Source organism: Lysinibacillus sp. UBA5994, assembly GCF_002429725.1.
GTDB classification, from domain to species: Bacteria; Bacillota; Bacilli; order Bacillales_A; family Planococcaceae; genus Lysinibacillus; species Lysinibacillus capsici.
In genome coordinates this window covers 14,068-27,305 of the sequence record NZ_DJAU01000056.1, presented here as the reverse complement: position 1 = coordinate 27,305, position 13,238 = coordinate 14,068, and the positions used below count along the sequence as shown (strand labels likewise).

General features: G+C 37.5%; 16 protein-coding genes, 1 riboswitch and 1 other annotated feature. Of the genes, 3 read left to right on the top strand and 13 right to left on the bottom strand.

Features of this window, described 5'->3' with window-relative positions; genetic code table 11:
* Positions 1-276 precede the first annotated feature (276 nt).
* The 11 genes from gcvPB to comGA all read right to left on the bottom strand — a co-directional run bounded on the left by gcvPB (position 277) and on the right by comGA (position 8,989).
* Entirely contained in the window at positions 277-1,740 is a 1,464-nt protein-coding gene (gcvPB, locus tag B3D98_RS16425; RefSeq protein WP_048392265.1) for an aminomethyl-transferring glycine dehydrogenase subunit GcvPB, read from the bottom strand.
* A complete protein-coding gene (gene gcvPA / locus B3D98_RS16420; protein ID WP_004231057.1) occupies positions 1,733-3,079 on the bottom strand; it encodes an aminomethyl-transferring glycine dehydrogenase subunit GcvPA in 1,347 nt (448 codons plus the stop codon). The genes gcvPB and gcvPA overlap by 8 nt, the downstream gene beginning before the upstream one ends.
* 25 nt (positions 3,080-3,104) lie before the next feature.
* A complete protein-coding gene (gene gcvT, locus B3D98_RS16415) occupies positions 3,105-4,208 on the bottom strand; it encodes a glycine cleavage system aminomethyltransferase GcvT (RefSeq protein ID WP_054549144.1) in 1,104 nt (367 codons plus the stop codon).
* 248 nt (positions 4,209-4,456) lie between these two features.
* Positions 4,457-4,549, bottom strand: a riboswitch (glycine riboswitch).
* Between the two features lie 144 nt (positions 4,550-4,693).
* Positions 4,694-5,209, bottom strand: coding sequence for a shikimate kinase (locus B3D98_RS16410; RefSeq protein ID WP_004231053.1), 516 nt, complete (start codon positions 5,207-5,209; stop codon positions 4,694-4,696).
* Between the two features lie 20 nt (positions 5,210-5,229).
* Complete coding sequence (locus B3D98_RS16405) at positions 5,230-5,391, bottom strand: hypothetical protein (RefSeq protein WP_225340350.1); 162 nt, start codon at positions 5,389-5,391, stop codon at positions 5,230-5,232.
* Between the two features lie 16 nt (positions 5,392-5,407).
* The gene (gene comGF, locus B3D98_RS16400) at positions 5,408-5,833 is read right to left on the bottom strand and encodes a competence type IV pilus minor pilin ComGF (RefSeq protein ID WP_115674082.1); all 426 of its coding nucleotides are present in this window, start codon (positions 5,831-5,833) and stop codon (positions 5,408-5,410) included.
* Positions 5,826-6,143, bottom strand: coding sequence for a hypothetical protein (locus B3D98_RS16395; RefSeq protein ID WP_112118304.1), 318 nt, complete (start codon positions 6,141-6,143; stop codon positions 5,826-5,828). The genes comGF and B3D98_RS16395 overlap by 8 nt, the downstream gene beginning before the upstream one ends.
* Positions 6,136-6,573: a competence type IV pilus minor pilin ComGD gene (comGD, locus tag B3D98_RS16390; protein WP_288584344.1), complete on the bottom strand. Its 438-nt coding sequence runs from the start codon at positions 6,571-6,573 to the stop codon at positions 6,136-6,138. The genes B3D98_RS16395 and comGD overlap by 8 nt, the downstream gene beginning before the upstream one ends.
* Positions 6,573-6,911, bottom strand: a complete 339-nt coding sequence (gene comGC / locus B3D98_RS16385; protein ID WP_048392260.1) for a competence type IV pilus major pilin ComGC — start codon at positions 6,909-6,911, stop codon at positions 6,573-6,575. Before comGC ends, comGD begins: the two co-directional genes overlap by 1 nt.
* Before the next feature lie 10 nt (positions 6,912-6,921).
* Positions 6,922-7,995: a competence type IV pilus assembly protein ComGB gene (gene comGB, locus B3D98_RS16380; protein ID WP_288584341.1), complete on the bottom strand. Its 1,074-nt coding sequence runs from the start codon at positions 7,993-7,995 to the stop codon at positions 6,922-6,924.
* Positions 7,970-8,989 carry a competence type IV pilus ATPase ComGA gene (comGA, locus tag B3D98_RS16375; protein ID WP_281216163.1) on the bottom strand — a complete coding sequence of 340 codons (1,020 nt, stop codon included), beginning with the start codon at positions 8,987-8,989 and terminating at the stop codon, positions 7,970-7,972. The genes comGB and comGA overlap by 26 nt, the downstream gene beginning before the upstream one ends.
* Before the next feature lie 327 nt (positions 8,990-9,316).
* On the opposite strand from comGA, the gene B3D98_RS16370 reads away from it, so the two are divergent.
* The gene (locus B3D98_RS16370; RefSeq protein ID WP_048392257.1) at positions 9,317-10,027 is read left to right on the top strand and encodes a helix-turn-helix transcriptional regulator; all 711 of its coding nucleotides are present in this window, start codon (positions 9,317-9,319) and stop codon (positions 10,025-10,027) included.
* A 117-nt stretch (positions 10,028-10,144) separates the two neighbouring features.
* Complete coding sequence (locus B3D98_RS16365) at positions 10,145-10,387, top strand: DUF2626 family protein (RefSeq protein WP_004231035.1); 243 nt, start codon at positions 10,145-10,147, stop codon at positions 10,385-10,387.
* A 75-nt stretch (positions 10,388-10,462) separates the two neighbouring features.
* Here the strand turns inward: B3D98_RS16365 and B3D98_RS16360 are convergent, their stop codons facing one another.
* The gene (locus B3D98_RS16360) at positions 10,463-11,107 is read right to left on the bottom strand and encodes an MBL fold metallo-hydrolase (RefSeq protein ID WP_257960689.1); all 645 of its coding nucleotides are present in this window, start codon (positions 11,105-11,107) and stop codon (positions 10,463-10,465) included.
* 169 nt (positions 11,108-11,276) lie between these two features.
* Between B3D98_RS16360 and B3D98_RS16355 the strand changes: the two genes are divergently transcribed.
* Positions 11,277-11,456, top strand: a complete 180-nt coding sequence (locus B3D98_RS16355) for a DUF2759 domain-containing protein (protein WP_004231029.1) — start codon at positions 11,277-11,279, stop codon at positions 11,454-11,456.
* Between the two features lie 55 nt (positions 11,457-11,511).
* On the opposite strand, the gene tyrS is transcribed toward B3D98_RS16355, so the two are convergent.
* Positions 11,512-12,726, bottom strand: a complete 1,215-nt coding sequence (gene tyrS / locus B3D98_RS16350) for a tyrosine--tRNA ligase (protein ID WP_288584327.1) — start codon at positions 12,724-12,726, stop codon at positions 11,512-11,514.
* Between the two features lie 140 nt (positions 12,727-12,866).
* Positions 12,867-13,108 (bottom strand) — a binding site (T-box leader).
* Positions 13,109-13,238: the final 130 nt, after the last annotated feature.

Sequence of the window (13,238 nt, the reverse complement as noted above, 5' to 3'; positions counted from 1 at the left end):
TCCTTAAATTGAATCCCTTTAAGATGGAATTTTTCACAGATTTAAATTTTTCTGAACAAAACAGGTATCTTCCCAGTTTAAATCGTTTAATGGAAATAAATCAAGATCAGAGTCTTTTAACACCAATCTTATATACTTATCAATGAAACTTCCATCAACTCTTAATTTTGCATTACTTAGCACTTCTCTTGTAAGATACTCAGATTTTTCATAACTAACTCATGCATGTCTTTTTGACAAAAAAACCGCTCACATAAACGTGAACGGTTTTGGAGACTATGCTTTTTGATAACGAAGCACTGGTGTACGAGCAGCGCGTGTTTCGTCTAAACGAGATACGACTGTTGTATGAGGTGCTTCTTGAACGATTGATGGATTTTCTTCTGCTTCTTTCGCAATTTGAATCATTACATCACAGAATGCATCTAACGTTTCTTTAGATTCTGTTTCAGTTGGCTCAATCATCAATGCCTCTTCCACATTTAATGGGAAGTATGTTGTTGGTGGATGGTAGCCAAAGTCTAACAGACGTTTTGCGATGTCTAATGTACGAACGCCTAGTTTCTTCTGACGACGACCCGATAAGACAAATTCATGTTTACAGTGACGGTTATATGGTAGATCATAGAATGGCTCTAAGCGACGCATCATGTAGTTGGCGTTTAATACAGCATATTCTGTAACAGCTTTTAAGCCATCAGGACCCATTGTACGAATGTACGTATAAGCACGAACATTGATACCAAAGTTACCATAGTAAGGTTTTACGCGTCCGATTGATTGTGGACGATCGTAGTCAAAGTGGTATGTGCCTTCTTCAGTTCTTACTAATACTGGTTTTGGTAGGAATGGAATTAAATCTGCTTTTACACCTACTGGACCAGAACCTGGACCACCGCCACCATGTGGGCCTGTAAATGTTTTGTGTAGATTTAAATGCACACAGTCAAAGCCCATATCGCCAGGACGTGCTTTACTCATTACAGCATTGAGGTTCGCACCATCATAGTACACTTTACCGCCTACAGAGTGAATTAGCTCTGCCATTTCGATAATGTTTTCTTCAAACAACCCTAGTGTATTCGGATTCGTTAACATTAGAGCTGCTGTATCAGAACCTACTACTTTGCGAAGGTCTTCGATATCAACTAAGCCATTTTCATCTGATTTAACAGTGATTGTTTCAAAGCCTGCTACTGTCGCAGATGCTGGGTTTGTACCGTGAGCTGAATCAGGAACGATTACCTTGTTACGGTGACCTTCACCATTTGCTTCATGGAAGGCACGAATCATCATTAACGCTGTCCATTCACCATGAGCACCTGCTGCTGGTTGTAATGTAACTTCATCCATCCCAGTAATTTCCACCAAAGAAGTTTGAAGATCATAAAGAAGCTCCATTGCCCCTTGTGCTGTTGATTCATCCTGTAATGGGTGAACATTTGCAAAGCCAGAAAGACGTGCAACTGTTTCGTTAATTTTCGGGTTATATTTCATCGTACAAGAGCCAAGCGGATAGAAGCCAGAGTCTACTCCATGGTTTCTACGAGAAAGTGCTGTATAATGACGCATAATATCAAGCTCAGATACTTCAGGTAGTTCTGCTGCCTCTGAACGTACTAAGTTTGCAGGTAATAAATCTGCTAGGTCTACCTCAGGCACATCTAGTGCTTCTAAACTATAGCCAACGCGACCTTCTTTTGAAATTTCAAAAATGAGTGATTGATTTTCGTTATGCATTAAGAGCCCCCATTTCTGCAACAAGTGCATCAATTTCTTCTTTCGTGCGTAATTCCGTTACTGCGATTAGCACATGATTTTTAAGAGAGTCATAATTTTGACCTAAAGGATAGCCACCGATAATACCCTTTTCGATTAAGCCTTTATTGATTTCCTTCACACATTTATTCGTTTTCACAACGATTTCATTGAAGTGTGCGCCTTGGAATGCTACTGTAAAGCCTGCTGCTTCAAAGGCATTTTTTGCATAACGTGTTTTCGCGATATTTTGAGTAGCCATTTCACGAATTCCTTGTTTTCCTAGAGCTGTCATCGCTACAGAAGCTGCAAGTGCAAGTAGTGCTTGGTTCGAGCAAATATTCGAAGTTGCTTTATCACGACGGATATGTTGTTCACGTGCTTGTAGTGTTAATACGTATCCACGACGGCCTTCACCATCCACTGTTTCACCAACAAGACGTCCTGGAACCTTACGCATCAATTTTGTTGTCACTGCAAAGAAACCACAGTGTGGGCCCCCGAAGGCTTCAGAAATACCAAATACTTGCGCATCACCTACACAAATATCAGCACCAAGCTTGCCAGGAGGCGTTAAAATTCCTAATGCCAATGGGTTAGAAGATACAACGAGTAAGCTTTTTGCAGCATGTGCAATATCCCCGATCACTTGGATATCTTCCACTTGTCCAAAGAAGTTTGGATATTGTGCAATAACAGCTGCTGTGTTGTCATCGATTAACTCTTTTAATGCATCCACATCTGTCACACCATCTTTTTGCGGGATAGTCACGATATCAATGGATTGACCATATGCATATGTAGCAACAACATCGCGATATTCTGGGTGCACTGCTTCTGACACTAAAATTTTCTTGCGACGCGTATGACCAGCTGCCAACATACCCGCTTCTGCCAATGCTGTACCACCGTCATACATAGAAGAGTTAGCAAGATCCATTCCCGTTAGCTCAGCAATCATCGTTTGGAATTCAAAGATGGCTTGTAGCTCACCTTGTGAAATCTCTGGCTGATATGGTGTATAAGCTGTATAGAATTCTGAACGAGAAATAACATGGTCTACGATCACTGGTTTATAGTGGTTATACACACCTGCACCTAAAAATGATACGTTGGCATTTGTGTCCTTATTTTTAGCAGCAAGTGCCGTTAACTCTTTTAATAACGCAGATTCTGATTTTGCTTCTTTAATATCATAAAGGCCTTTAAAACGGACTTTCTCAGGAATATCCTCAAATAACTCATCGACTGAGGATACACCGATTACGTCTAACATTTCTTTTTGATCTTGCTCCGTCATAGGTAAATAACGATGTTTCATAAATGTAGGTCCCTCTTTTCAACTATTATTTTGAACGCTTGTAAAACGGTGTTTCTACTGTTATTACCTTTAAGTGTTTACCGCGAATTTCAATTTCTAGCTCAGTTCCGATTGTTGCGAATTGACTGTCAATTAACGCGTGACCAACATTACGTTTTGATGAAGGAAGCTGTGTACCAGTTGTCACTTCACCGATTTCTTGACCATCCTTAAACACTTTGTAGCCATGGCGTGGAATGCCTTTATCAATCATTTCAATGCCTACAAGTTTGCGTGGTAGACCATTTTCCTTTTGAGCTACTAATGCTTCATGACCAATGAAGCCTTCTTTATTTAATTTCACAGCGAAACCAATACCAGCCTCTAGAGGAGAAATTGTTGCTGATAGCTCTTGACCATATAGTGGTAGCCCCGCTTCAAAACGAAGTGTATCACGACATCCTAGTCCAGCTGGAACCACACCTTTTTCTTGACCTGCCTCTAAAATTTTACCCCAAAGCGCTTTGATGTCTTCTGGAGCGCCATATAATTCAAAGCCATCTTCACCTGTGTAGCCACTGCGAGACACTAATACTTTATGTCCTGCAACCTCCACATTCTCTTGGAAGCGGAAAAATTTAATGGCACTTACATCAGTCGAAGTAAGGGATTGAAGAACTTCTTCTGCTAGTGGTCCTTGAAGAGCAATTTGTGCGTAGGCATCCGATTGGTTATCAATCGTCACATCATATTGATGTTGATTTTCCATCATCCAATCATAGTCTTTTTCAATGTTAGCTGCATTGACACATAATAAATAGTGATTATCAGCTAATTTATATGTTAATAAATCATCAACAACGCCACCATCTTCGTAGCACATTGCCGTGTACTGCGCTTGACCGTCAACAATTTTTGATACATCATTTGATAAAAGATTTTGTAAAAAACCTAATGCATCGGGACCTGTTACTAAAATCTCTCCCATATGTGATACATCAAATAAGCCTGCACGATTACGTACTGCATCATGTTCTTCTTTAATAGAAGAGAATTGAACAGGTAATTCCCATCCACCGAAGTCAACTGTTTTTGCACCATATTTCGCGTATTCTTCAAATAGAGGTGTACGTTTTAATTCATTCGACATTCTTTTTTGCCCCCTTATTGTTAGTTACATTTTTACTGGTAGTAGTTCGTCTGCTTTTTGTATTCCTACAGTCACTTAAGTAAAACGGGCTATAGACATAAAAAAAGACAGACGAACCCCTTTTCGGGATTCTCTGTCCTTGCACCTGAAAGTTACACCAGACTGGCTCGCAAGCTTTACCGTTGCCAATCAGTCGGCTTTCCCCTTTGGTGGCTGTTATTGTTATACTACAGCTCTCTCCAGAGTTGCGTCTTATACGAGTCCTTTTACCTGAGAGATTCATAGCCCATTGCTACTTGCTCCTTCGGTGACGTCTACACGCTCTCTCCCCGCACAATCATCCGCCCAAGATAAATCTTGGTACTATTTAGTATTCAATGAACATTTAGTTACTTATTTGTCTATATCCTAACATTAAATGCATTGGAAAGGCAATCATTTTTTAAAAGATAATAAAACACGAACATTAAATAAAAATAAGCTAATTATCGTTCGTTTTTCAATCTTTTCACTTGAAATACTAAATACTCTAGAATTTGGCGAATCGTCCTACCTTCTGTCAGTACCTGAATATGACCTGCATCACGGTAAAACTTCCTTCTGTAGTGATACAGACTTTCTAGCTCCTCCTTTGTAGAGCTCTGTACAATGGGTCTATTTGGATCATGCTGAACTCGTTTATAAATATCCTCAAACGACGCATCTAAAAAAAACACCAGTCCACTGCGTCTCATAATTTTTCGATTTTCAGCATTGATGGCAACGCCACCACCAGTCGAAATAATACAGGCCTCGTCCCTAAAATTTTTCAAAAATTCTGTTTCTATTTCTCGAAAGTGGGCCTCACCGTATTTTTCAAAAATCTGTGGAATTGTCATCCCCTGCTGACGCACAATCTCATGATCCATATCGTAATATGGCATCTTCAATAAATAGCTTAAACGTCTTCCTAATGCACTTTTTCCACTACCCATAAAACCAACTAAATATATTTTTCGCAATTCGATTCACCTTCTTATAACTACGATTCTACACTGTCTGACAAAATTTGTCCCAATAAATTTATCGTAGCTCGAACATTCAATTTTTCTAGCCCATCATATGTTCGATACTGCATTTCATAAGACATATAATACGCAAGAACAAAAGTAGTTACAAAAAATAATAATGCAATTGCGATCAAAAAAATAGCCCCTCTGTCATTTTTCAATAATTGGCACATAAAAGGCTCGCTCCTTTTGAATACCACTAGCCATTTCAACAGCTACCGTCAGCTTATTTTCGGAATAGCTAAATTGACATTTATTGATTCCTATTAGCATAGGAACATGTCCACCCTTTACCTGCTCACGAATAATATTCGAGTAGCAATCAATATGATGGAGCGTATTAGCTGTTTGGAAAGTTATTCTTTTTTGATCTTCACGAATGGAAAAGGTGGAAATATCTTTTAGAGAGAGGTTCAAGTCAGAAACAAATAGTTCCCACTTTGTTTGTTCATCTATTAGCATAGTTGATTTCATTTCAGCAAACCAAAGTATTATAAGGACAAAAAAATGAGAAATAAGCACAAAAACGACTAATTGAAACATAGCTTCTATTAATGTATAGCCTTTCTCATTCATGCACTTCACCTGTCACTTGGATACATTTTTGGCGTGACTCCTGTAAATTTTGAAATTGGACACAAACTTGTTGTTCGTCAACTATCCAATGATAAGCAACCTGTTCAATGGTCCGAGAGCCCTCTGTTACTTGAATAGCATGGTACTGTTTTAAACCTTCATATGCTGTTTCAGCTGCAATTAGCTCCATTTTTTTATTAGCAAGATTTGTTTTCATCGTATAGGTAATGGGGATTAACGAGGTACAAAGCAGCATCAAAATACCCACACCTAAAATAGTTTCTACAAAAGAATAGCCTGACTCATTCAATCCTAGCTCTCCCTCGCCCTAATGTTATGATTACTTTTTTCTTGCCCTGTGGTGTTTTAAATGCCATGGTGCCTGCTGTCATCACATTGCCGCTATAGTTATAGACAAGTGTTTGAATTGAACTCTCAGCTGGCAAAAATTCAACCCCCTTTGGAAAAGAGCGTTCATATAAATGAGTATACATATCTTTTTGAATAGTATAACGATTTGTTGAACCTTCCATTTTCAGGGCTATATATTGTCGTTGGCTCATACTGTAGGTTTGAATATATTGAATATCCAGTTGTAATTGCGTAAAAAATCGTTCTAATTCCTTGGTTTCTGCTATTTTCAATGAGAATTTACTAACAATCGCTGTTAAACTCATAACAAGAAATAAGACAACCAGCATTTCAAGAATTGTAAAACCACCGTTTTTATGAACATTCATTAGCTATCCGTACCTGTTTCCAAGTTGACATTGGCTGGACGTACCTCTCCCTCATTAGTAATCACTATTTCTTCTTTATTTGGGCAGGTTGTTTCATTTTCCTTTAAATAGCCCTTCGCCACTAAATCCTCTAAGGTAGGATAAGCCATATAATCTACACGATACGCCTCTACTTGACCTTGTACCATGCTTATATAAGCCGTACAGCCTTTCTTATCTATTGTGGCGAAATGCTTTGTAACATTTGGGATTGTAATTAAAATAAGAATAGATATAATTAACAAAACTATAAGCATCTCAATTAAAGTAAAACCAGCTTGTTGGTTAAGACGTTTCATCATCTTCCTCCTAAACTAATTCAATCATGTGATAGATGGGTAATAATAAACTGATATAAGCCGCTATTATACAAGCAGCTATAAGGATAAAGAAACTTGGCTGCACAAAAGCTAATATTTTTTGCAAAAGCTGTTCCTGCTTTTCCATTAATAAATCGCTATACAATACTAACTCTTTTCCTAAATATCCGCTGTGCTCGCCATGCTCAACGAACATCGGAAAATTCTTTTGAAAAACGGCCATGATCGTTACCGCCTGTGTGAGTGATTCTCCAAAGATGACTCTATCTTTTATACGCTGTGAAAGAACTTGAAGAAATGGTTGTAGTTGCTGTTCCTCTAATAGCTGTAGGCTTGCTTGTAATGAAAATCCACTTTGTAGTAAGCTTCCTAAATAAGCAGCAAATTGCCTTGTCAAAGTCAACCTAAAATAGCGTTGTATAAAGGGGATTTTTAATAAGACTGTAAGTTGATGAGCAACAGCTTGTCGTTTAAGATAGAATCGAAAAAGGAATACGCTACCTATTACTATGAACATGGTCGAGATAACTACATCTGGAACATGCAATAACAGATTGGACAATGCAATGCTTGTCTCTTCTGTTTCAGAGGTACGACTGCCGACCATTCTTTCAATGTTCGGCAAAAAAAATGTACGAAACACAAAAAATAATAACAATAAAAAGATAATCAGTGTGACAGGATAGATCAGCAGCTTGATTAACTTTTTTTTAGTCTTTTCACTTACTGTTATCTGTTTAGCTACACCTTTAAATGCTTCTATCATGTGGCCATTGTTTTCCGCCACCTTAATTGCCATTAAATAATGATTCCCTAGCTGTAATGTTTCAAATATCCCTGCAACGCCTACTCCTTGTCTGAGCTTTTCATCAATTTGCTGCTGTATGTCCTCATGTGCTTCAATATGATGAGGTAGTAGCATGGAAATAGCTTGGGGAAATAAATATCCTTCCTGCATTAATACACATAAACGATTGAAAAGCTGAGCTTGCTCCTTTACCCGCCATTTCGTAGCCCGATTATAAAAAAGAACAATTTTATCGATGTATGTTTGTAACTGCATATAGGCTCTCCACTAATTCTTTTTGTCCCATTAATGTTACATCATAAGGAAGTTTGTAATTGCCCTTATTTTTGATGGCGGTGATGGCTCTTGATAGATGGTCATCATGTAATATCTCAAAGATAGCTCGACGTTCTTCATGTATAGCTGAGGTTTGAACAAGCATTTGGGCAACTATACCGATAACCGTTTGACGAAGCTCCTCTATCGACACACCTAAATCCATTAAACGATAGAGACAATTAATGGAGTCTTTTGCATGAATAGTGGAGACAACTAAATGCCCTGTTAGAGAAGCTTGGATGGCAATATTTGCTGTTTCTCTATCGCGAATTTCACCAATCATAATGACATCAGGTGAATGGCGCAAAATGGCTTTTAATCCTGCAGCATATGTAACGCCTGCTCGCTCGTTGACTTGAATTTGAAGTAAATTGGCTTGGCTGTTTTCTACAGGATCTTCTAAAGAAATCACATGTCGATTCAATTCTGTGGAACAGTAGTGAATGAGGGAATAAAGTGAAGTAGACTTGCCAGAGCCGGTTGCTCCCGTAAAAAACAGAAGACCTTGTCGGTTTTGTACCAGCTCCATGAGTTGGTAAGCTGCGCTTTTGGAAAAGCTTAGGGAAGTTAGTGGAAATGCATGATTTTGGAGAAGTAAACGAATAATTAAGCTTTCTTTTAAAAATACAGAAGGCAGTGTGGATACACGAAACGAATAAGAATTTTGCTCCATTGCCTTTTGAAAGGCACCGCTTTGAGGTTTACGACGCTCACTAATATCTAATTCTGCAAGAAATTTATAGTAAGAGATCATTCTTTCTGCAAGTTCATGAGGTAGCTCACCAGCGTGGAGAAGTTTATCATATTTTCGAAAATAGATCCGATAATTTATGTTTCCTGGAACTAGCAATAAATCGGATGCTCCAAAATGATAGGCCTTTAGTAAAAGTTGCTCACATTTTTGTTCAACAACTGTTTCAAAATTCTGCATATATGCACCTCTCTTTTAGTTCATTCGAATATGACCGCTCTATTCGTTATTTCCTAGTATAAGGAGGAACTCGCCACGAGAAAAGCCCTTTTCAGAAAATAAAAATTTATAAGTTAATTTTCTGCCAATAATGTTTTTTGCTATAAAAATGTGGATAAAGTGCAATTTTCCACTAAAAAAGAATATAAATACATGAAAAAATTAATATTTATGCTGAAATGAACTGTATCTTTTTCAATAATACAATATAATAGTATCAACATGATTATTTTCCTAACACTTGGTAGACGAACATAATTTTTATAATTAATTAAAGAGGTGAAGCTCATGATCCATCCATTAAAAATTACTAGTACACTAGCGGATGAAACAAGATACTCTATTTATGAGTACATATTGCAAGAGAAAAAAACAGTTACTGTACAACATATTGCTGATAAATTCGGTATCCATCCAAACGTTGCTCGACTTCATTTAACGAAGCTTTCAGAAATAAATATTATTACAGCTGACTATGTAAAAACAGGTAAAGGTGGCAGACCTGGACGTGTTTATAAAGCTTCAGAAAAAGGCGTATCTCTTACTTTTCCAAGACGTGATGAAGATCGTTTATTAAAATGGACGATACAATTAATTGAAGACTTTGGTCCATCTGCATTAACAAAGTGCCAGGAAATTAGCTACCAAGACGGCTACCAGCAAATGAAAAATTATATGAGTGCTGAATTGACATTAAGTAATTCTCTTTCCTTCGATGAAAAACTTCAGCTATTAACGGACAATGCCGCTTTAATTGGCTATATTCCACAGATTCAACAAACTGAGCAAGGAAAAAAAGTTATCTTCTCCATCTTCAATTGTCCATTCCAGGAGCAACTGACAGCCTATTCTGAAATTGTTTGTTCATTACATGAATCCTATTTAAAAGGGCAATTAGATGCATTGTTTACGAACAATGAATTTGTGCAAATGGAAAGTATGATACATAATTGCGATTTATGTAAATATGAAATAAACGTGACAGAAATCGATAGCTAGATTAAAAATCCATTTGTTTGTCACAAACATGGAGAAGTTCCAGTTTACAGACACCTTTCCTATCATTTATAATGAGTAAGAGATTATTGTGTCGTGGGCAAAAGGAGGGGAAATTTCATGGATAATATGTATAAAGTTATGGCATTCTGGACAGGTATTTTTGCCGTTATGTTCTACCTTGGTGGTATGAACGAGGTATCGCTATTATTCTTAGGTAATACAGGTTTATTCTTATTATTAGGCTTCTTAAACCTTTCAGAACGTATGTACATGTACATTTTCGGAGCATATTTAACTGTATTCTTCGCTGGCTTCACGTACTATACAACATTCATTCACGTACCTGGTGGCGGTCATTAATACAAACAAAATCGCGTATCTCACTTTCGGTGAGATACGCTTTTTTATGTGCTAAAACAGTTTATTGTCCATGTTTTAAAATCCATTTAAAAAAGGATTTGTCTCCATTTCTGCACCTACCGTTGTATAATTACCGTGTCCAGGATAGATAATAGTATCCTCAGGTAATGTCAACAGTTTATTATGGATAGATTCCAATAAAATTTTGGTTGATCCCCCTAATAGATCTGTACGTCCTACACCTTGTTCAAATAACGTATCTCCCACGATGGCAAAACCGTCATTTTCAAAGATATAAGAAATACTCCCCGGTGAATGCCCAGGTGTAAAAACAGCTTGAAACACAAAATTACTTATTTCAATTTGCTGTTCTTTTTTGATGATAGTATCTTGCGCTGGTGCGGCTACCCTATAATCTGGTAATGCAGGATATTTACTAGAGCCATTCTTCGTTGGATCTGCTAGCCAACTAACTTCCTTTTCATGAATCCATACAGGAACGTCAAATACCTCACGCACTGCATCTACTGCCCCTATATGATCAAAATGGGCATGTGTTAAAAAGATAGCAAGAGGTTTTAAGCCGTTGCTACGGATTGTTTTAATTAGACGCTCCGCCTCTTCACCTGGATCAAATACGATACATTCTTTTTCTTTATTCGATACGATATAGCAATTCGTTTGGACGGGACCAAGAGAATAACTTCGTACGTTCATCATAGTTATCACCTCAACTTCCTATTATACAGGCTTTGCCACAATTTGACGATAAATGTTCATAGTTTACAGTATTTTAGTCCTCGACAAAAACAAGTAGAACGTTTACAATTAAGGAGGAATATTGTTTGCGACATTCATTTTCTGATGTCGAAAGGAGTGTCTATTTTTAATGAACTTATTAATGGTTATTTTTGGTCTAGTAGCGATTTTAGCTGTATTTGGTACATTCCAAGCAATTAAAGAAAAGAACCTATTAAGCGTTGTTTTCAACTTATTAAGTGCTGCTGTATTCGGATGGTTCGTCATCATGACGATTGTTCACAGCGGTTACCCACCAAAATTACACTAAAATTCAGACAAAAAAAGAGCAGTCTCTTCGGAGATTGCTCTTTTTTTGTCTATTATTACTTATTGAATTGAAGAAACCGCTTCTTGCCGATTTGTAGTACATCATTATTCATTAATACTTGTGATATGTCATCCATCGCCATTTTTTCTCCATTCAAGGATACTCCTTTTTGCTTGATTAACCGCAAAAACTCACTCTTACTTTGAATAAAACCCATTGCCACTAGTTGTGGAATGATATCCACGATTCTTTCCTTATCAATTTCTAAGAGCAGTATAGGAATGTTTTTTGGTATTTCCTTTTTTTGAAATGCTGCTTCAAAATAAGCTCTTGCTTCCTCCACTGCTGTAGATCCATGGTATAAAGCCGTTATAATTTCTGCTAATAGGAATTTCAAATCGCGGGGATTCTCTCCCTTTTGTAGTCTATCTTGAATAGCCTGCACTTGTAGTGGATGCTCATCTGTTGCTAATTCGAAATATTTGATAATTAAAGTATCTGGTACTTCCATCACCTTTTTAAACATAATCTCAGGTGCTTCATTGATGCCAATATAATTACCTAAACTCTTACTCATTTTTTCAATACCATCTAACCCCTCTAGTAAGGGCATAAAAATAGCAATTTGTTTTTCTAATCCTCGATGCTTTTGTAAGGTGCGTCCCATTAAAATATTGAACGTCTGATCCGTTCCACCTAACTCTATATCTGCCTCAAGTTCTACTGAATCATATGCTTGCATAAGTGGGTAGAAAAACTCATGTATACCAATTGGGATGTGCTGCTGGTAACGTTTCTGAAAATCCTCGCGCTCTAGAAGTCGAGCAACAGATGTTGTGGCTGCTAGCTTGATGACTTCTTCAAAGGACAGCTTCGCTAACCATTCACTATTAAAACGAACCGTTGTCTTGTTCGGATCTAGTACTTTAAAAATTTGCTCACAATAAGTTTGGGCGTTTTTCTTCACTATATCGTCATTTAAGGCTGTTCGCCCCTTAGCTTTACCTGTAGGATCGCCAATTCGTCCTGTAAAATCACCGATAACAATAACTGCATGATGGCCTAAATCTTGCATTTGCTTGATTTTCCGTAGAACAACCGCATGACCTAAATGAATATCTGGTGCGGACGGATCGAGCCCTAGCTTAATCGTTAAAGGTCGCTGTTCTTTATACGATCGCTCTAATTTTTCAAATAAATCCTGTTCATCAACGATCTTGTTAGCACCCTTCTTGATAATCGCTATTTGCTCCTTTGGTGTTAAAAACATACGAAACATCTCCTTGTAATATTAAATATTAATATTGCAAGTTCTATAAGAGTAAATGGGGTACCGATTTTGTTTACAAGGCTTTAATAGCTTTACACGTTTTGGCTTAGAAGGCATAAAAAAACGCCTTTAGGAAATTCCTAAAGGACGTAGATAAACGTGTTACCACCTTTTTTCGAGAGCTATTCACATAGCTCTCCTCAACAAGTACAGCCATAGCGATACTTTTGCAATGATTACGGATGCAACCCCGTCGTAGCCTACTATAGTTTCGGTACGCAGCTCCAAGATGTATTCACTTTAATATCCCCTTGCGCCTCTCAACAACCGGCTACTCTCTGTCAGTTCCATTAAAGTTACTCGTTCTTTTCGATGCCTTTCACTCTTATACTCCGAAATGCGAAAAACAAATCTTCGTTATGCAGATATTTACACTTATTATAATCGTATCTTGCTATTTGTCAATAAAAAGAAATGTTCAATAAAGTGTATTCACGTTGCATAGTGTTGTA

Bases quoted from the DNA above. Each gene is read 5' to 3' on its own strand.
- gcvT (WP_054549144.1), bottom strand. From the start codon at position 4,208: ATGTCGAATGAATTAAAACGTACACCTCTATTTGAAGAATACGCGAAA.
- comGD (WP_288584344.1), bottom strand. From the start codon at position 6,573: ATGAATGTTCATAAAAACGGTGGTTTTACAATTCTTGAAATGCTGGTT.
- B3D98_RS16365 (WP_004231035.1), top strand. From the start codon at position 10,145: ATGGATAATATGTATAAAGTTATGGCATTCTGGACAGGTATTTTTGCC.
- gcvPB (WP_048392265.1), bottom strand. From the start codon at position 1,740: ATGCATAACGAAAATCAATCACTCATTTTTGAAATTTCAAAAGAAGGT.
- B3D98_RS16370 (WP_048392257.1), top strand. From the start codon at position 9,317: ATGATCCATCCATTAAAAATTACTAGTACACTAGCGGATGAAACAAGA.
- comGB (WP_288584341.1), bottom strand. From the start codon at position 7,995: ATGCAGTTACAAACATACATCGATAAAATTGTTCTTTTTTATAATCGG.
- comGC (WP_048392260.1), bottom strand. From the start codon at position 6,911: ATGAAACGTCTTAACCAACAAGCTGGTTTTACTTTAATTGAGATGCTT.
- tyrS (WP_288584327.1), bottom strand. From the start codon at position 12,726: ATGTTTTTAACACCAAAGGAGCAAATAGCGATTATCAAGAAGGGTGCT.
- comGA (WP_281216163.1), bottom strand. From the start codon at position 8,989: ATGCAGAATTTTGAAACAGTTGTTGAACAAAAATGTGAGCAACTTTTA.
- comGF (WP_115674082.1), bottom strand. From the start codon at position 5,833: ATGAATGAGAAAGGCTATACATTAATAGAAGCTATGTTTCAATTAGTC.
- gcvPA (WP_004231057.1), bottom strand. From the start codon at position 3,079: ATGAAACATCGTTATTTACCTATGACGGAGCAAGATCAAAAAGAAATG.
- B3D98_RS16355 (WP_004231029.1), top strand. From the start codon at position 11,277: ATGAACTTATTAATGGTTATTTTTGGTCTAGTAGCGATTTTAGCTGTA.
- B3D98_RS16360 (WP_257960689.1), bottom strand. From the start codon at position 11,107: ATGATGAACGTACGAAGTTATTCTCTTGGTCCCGTCCAAACGAATTGC.